The sequence below is a fragment of the Citricoccus sp. genome (assembly GCF_035445025.1).
Lineage (GTDB): Bacteria > Actinomycetota > Actinomycetes > Actinomycetales > Micrococcaceae > Citricoccus.
Genome location: NZ_DAOMPX010000114.1, coordinates 1 through 3,360 on the forward strand (window position 1 = coordinate 1; position 3,360 = coordinate 3,360).

Sequence of the window (3,360 nt, forward strand, 5' to 3'; positions counted from 1 at the left end):
GAACGCGAGTACGGCGAGTCCAAGATGAGCGGGAACATCATCACCGAGGCCGTCGCCTCGGTGACCAAGTGGGGCCTGCAGGCCCGCTGGAACGTCCTCAAGGCCCGGTTCGGCGGCTGAGCCCCGGACCCGGCGCAGGGAACAGCAGAGGCCCGCATCGATCGCGATGCGGGCCTCTGCTGCCTGGTGGTCCGGGACGTCCCGGCGCTCAGTAACCGGTCAGGAGCTGGTCTTCTCGCCCCGGCGTTCGCGGAGCTTGTTCAGCTGGCCCTCCAGGGCCTCCTCGAGCTCCTCGATGCTGCGCCGCTCCAGGAGCATGTCCCAGTGGGTGCGGACCGGCTTGGCGTCGGTCTGGTCCGGCTTCTCGCCGTCGACCAGGAGCGCCTCCTTGCCGGTCTTCGAGGTCCAGGTGGCGGGGATCTCCGCGTCCGTGGCGAACACCACGAACACCTGCTCACCGTCCTCGGTGCGGTACTCGACCCGCTGACGCGGGGCTGGCTCCACTCCGGACTCGGACTCCATGGACTGGGCGCCCAGGCGCATGCCGCGCAGGCTGCGGTCGCTCATTCGGTCTCCTTCCGGCCCCCATCGGGGCGGTACGACGTCGACCCACCAGTCTACCGTGCACCGTCGGGTACCTCGGCCGGTCCGGCGGGGGGATCTGAGGGTGCCAACGCCTCAGGACCCATCTTTGTTCCCGCCCTCGCCGATCCGGCCCTCCGGGCTGACCGCGTCCGTCCCCCCGGGGGCACGCCGCGGCATGGTGGGCGCGTCCGCAGGGGAGGTCGAGGCCTGCAGGGCGCGCTCGGCGGTCGCCGAGTGCTCGTCCTCCAGGATCGCCGGCGGCGCCAGCGCCTCCTCCAGTGGGGTGTCCGTGATGGCGCCCAGGCCCTGGCCGGCCTCGCTCAGCTCGGCGGCGGTGGTCGGTCGCGGTTCCCGCCGGCGGCCCCGGGGCCGGGCGTCGGCCTCGCCGTCATCGTCTCCGCTCGACGATCCGCCGTCCAGGTCCTGCACGGCGGACTCCGCCGAGCCGGAGCCGCCGAAGGCCGAACCCATCCGGCCCAGGGCGTCCGTGAGCTCCGCGGGGATGACCCACACCTTGTTCGACTCGCCCTCGGCGATCTTCGGCAGCGTCTCGAGGTACTTGTAGGCGAGCAGGTCCGGGTCCGGGCGGCCCTCATGGATGGCCTCGAACACCACGTGGATGGCCTCCGCCTCGGCGTTGGCACGCAGGATGCGGGCCTGGGCGTCACCCTCGGCCTCGAGGATCGCGGCCTGGCGCTCACCCTCGGCGGTGAGGATCTCGGCCTGCTTGGTGCCCTCGGCGGTCAGGATGGCGGCACGGCGGTCCCGCTCGGCGCGCATCTGCTTCTCCATCGAGTCCTGGATGGAGTGCGGCGGGTCGATGGCCTTGAGTTCCACGCGCGAGACCCGCAGTCCCCACTTGCCGGTGGCCTCGTCCAGCACCCCGCGCAGCTGGTTGTTGATCGAGTCACGGCTCGTCAGCGCGACCTCGAGGTTCATGCCGCCGACCACGTTGCGCAGCGTGGTGGTGGTGAGCTGTTCCACCGCGTGGATGTAGTTGTTGATCTCGTAGGTGGCCGCCTTGGCGTCGGTCACCTGGAAGTACACCACCGTGTCGATGGACACCACGAGGTTGTCCTCCGTGATCACCGGCTGGGGCGGGAAGGACACCACCTGTTCCCGCATGTCCATCAGGGGCCGCATCCGGTCGATGAACGGGATCATCAGCGTCAGCCCGGCCCCCCGGGTGCTCTGGTACTTGCCCAGGCGCTCGACGATGCCGGCCCGCGCCTGGGGCACGATCCGCACCGCCCGGATCAGGATGATGGCCACCAGGACCGCTACGACGATGAGCACGATAAGGACTTCCACGCCCTTGCTCCCTCCTGCGGTCCGCGGACCGCCTGCTGTTCATGCTGGGTAGGTTGTGCGCCGGGTCAGGGTCCGTCGGTCTGGTCGGCCTGGCCGGACTCCCAGTCGATGCTCGGACGGGGGTGGATGATGAGCGTGGCCCCCTGGACCCTGTCGATCTCCACCTCGGAACCGGCCGGGATGAGGACCCCGGTGGCCGAGCGCGCCGTCCACGTCTCGCCGTCCACCTTCGCCAGCCCGGAGTCACCCGTGGTGTCCTCCAGGACCACGGCCGTCCGGCCGGGCAGGGTGTCCACGTTGGTCAGCTGGTCCGCCGGCCCCTTCTTCAGGTGCCGCAGGGCCGTCGGCCGCACGGCCGCCAGCATCAGCAGGGACGTCCCGGAGAACATGACGATCTGCAGCCAGGCCTCACCACCGGCCAGTGCCGTGGCGAGCGCGGCCGCCGCACCGGCGGCGAGCATGAGGAACACGAGGTCCAGGATGAAGACCTCCACCACGGCGAACACGACGGCCACGGTCAGCCAGAACGCCCAGAGGTTGTCACCGACCCATTCGACCATCGTGGCCTCCTGCCCGCGCGATGTGCGCCCTTCCCCCCATCCTGCCTGCTCACCACGGCATCCGACAACGTAGGTTATGCACATGCGACCAGAGCAGCTCGACCTCATCACCTCCACCGGGACGCCCTCGCTCACCCCGGACGGCCGGCACCTCGTGGTCGCCACCTCCCGCGCGGACTTCGGGACGGACGGTTACACCGGTCAGCTGTGGCTCATCTCGACGGACGGTGCGGCCCCGCCGCGGCGCCTGACGCGTGGCTACCGGGATGCCGGCCCGCGCGTGGCCCCGGACGGGAGGAGTGTGGCCTTCCTGCGCACGCCAGCCCCGGGAACCGGCCACGGCGCCGGGATCGACCGGGACACCCCGGCCGACTCCGCGCCGCAGCTGGTGCTGCTGCCCCTGGACGGCGGCGAGGCGCGGTTCCTCACCGACCGGCCCCTGGGGGTCACCCAGTTCAACTGGTCCCCGGACTCCTCCCGGATCGTGTTCAGCGCCGCGGTGCCCGAGGCCGGTCGCTACGGCACGCTGCCCGACGTCGGCCCGGCGCAGGAGGACCCGCGACTGTTCACCGGGCCGGACCACCGCGAGAACGGACGGGGCTACACCACCGACCAGCGGGCCCAGTTGTTCGAGATCGAGCTCCCCGACCCGGACGGGGAACCCGTGTTCGCCCCGCGGGGACGGGCGAAGGCCGCCGCCGCGCCGGGCCCGGCCGTGCCACCGGCCCGTCAGCTCACCGGTGGGGAGCGCGAGGCCACCGATCCGGTCTACGCCGCCGACGGCCGGCACGTGTTCTTCACCACCACGCCCGGGGCGGGCGCCGGGCTGGACCTGCGGACCGCCGTCGCCGTGGTCGACACCCGCGCCGTGGAGCCGGCGGGTCCCCACGACGGCTCCGTCCGG

The 3,360-nt window shown here is 71.9% G+C and carries 4 protein-coding genes; 1 reads left to right on the plus strand and 3 read right to left on the minus strand.

Annotated features, from left to right (window positions below; all coding sequences use genetic code 11):
- Positions 1 to 219: 219 nt before the first annotated feature.
- The 3 genes from PLJ28_RS15120 to PLJ28_RS15130 form a co-directional block, all read right to left on the minus strand.
- A complete protein-coding gene (locus tag PLJ28_RS15120) occupies positions 220 to 567 on the minus strand; it encodes an RNA polymerase-binding protein RbpA (protein WP_183526001.1) in 348 nt (115 codons plus the stop codon).
- 111 nt (positions 568 to 678) lie between these two features.
- A complete protein-coding gene (locus tag PLJ28_RS15125; protein WP_298045488.1) occupies positions 679 to 1,896 on the minus strand; it encodes an SPFH domain-containing protein in 1,218 nt (405 codons plus the stop codon).
- A 65-nt stretch (positions 1,897 to 1,961) separates the two neighbouring features.
- Positions 1,962 to 2,456 (minus strand): NfeD family protein, encoded by a 495-nt coding sequence (locus PLJ28_RS15130; RefSeq protein ID WP_183526004.1) that lies wholly within the window; start codon positions 2,454 to 2,456, stop codon positions 1,962 to 1,964.
- Positions 2,457 to 2,538: 82 nt separating this feature from the next.
- Here PLJ28_RS15130 and PLJ28_RS15135 point away from each other — a divergent pair.
- Positions 2,539 to 3,360, plus strand: an 822-nt coding sequence (locus PLJ28_RS15135) for a TolB family protein (protein ID WP_502877096.1), incomplete at its 3' end; no start/stop codon positions are given.